This window comes from Flavobacterium koreense (assembly GCF_054776075.1).
The window spans coordinates 1-808 of the sequence record NZ_BAAHCF010000031.1; the positions used below are offsets into that span (position 1 = coordinate 1).

Annotated in this window: 1 protein-coding gene; it reads left to right on the top strand. The window is 33.9% G+C overall.

Features of this window, described 5'->3' with window-relative positions:
* A partial coding sequence (locus ACYU7A_RS11560; RefSeq protein ID WP_460576710.1) for an HYR-like domain-containing protein occupies positions 1-808 on the top strand: 808 nt, incomplete at both ends.

An 808-nucleotide genomic window follows, 5' to 3' on the forward strand; every position in this document is an offset into this window, starting at 1 on the left:
CTCCGGTAACTGGAACTTCTACTGATCCAACTCCTTGTGCTTCTTGTACGCCAATTGACCCAACTTGTACTACTTGTACTATAACACCTATAATTAATGCTGTTAATGACACATTCAATAATATTTCATGTGATAATAATATAATTGTTGGAAACATTTTAAATAATGATACAATTGGAACTACATTAGTAAATACAAGTACTAATAGCCAAGTTAATTTAACAATCTTAACAGGTAGTTATCCAAATATTAGTATTGATAATAATGGAAATATTAATTTAACAAGTGGAATAGCTGTAGGTACATACACATTTACATACTCAATTTGTAGTGTAACGATACCAAACCTATGTGATCAAGCTTCTGTAACTATAAATGTTACTGATACAACTGATCCAACTTGGACAAGCTCTCTACCGCAAAATACAACTGTAGAATGTTCAGCAGTACCAACTGCACCAACATTAACAGGTATTGACACTTGTGGTATTACTAATGTTACATTCAATGAAACAATAAACCCTGGATCTTGTGTTGGTAATTATACAATAATTAGAACTTGGACATTGACTGATGCTTCAGGTAATGATATTACTCACGTTCAAACTATCACTATTCAAGATACAACAGCTCCGACATTTGTAGAAGCTCTACCAGCTAATGTAACTGTAGAATGTTCAGCAGTACCAACAGCAGTAATATTAACTGCAACTGACAACTGTGGAACGGCAACAGTAGCTTACAACGAAGTAACTACAGCAGGAACTTGTGCAGGAAGTTATACATTAACAAGAACATGGATTGCAAC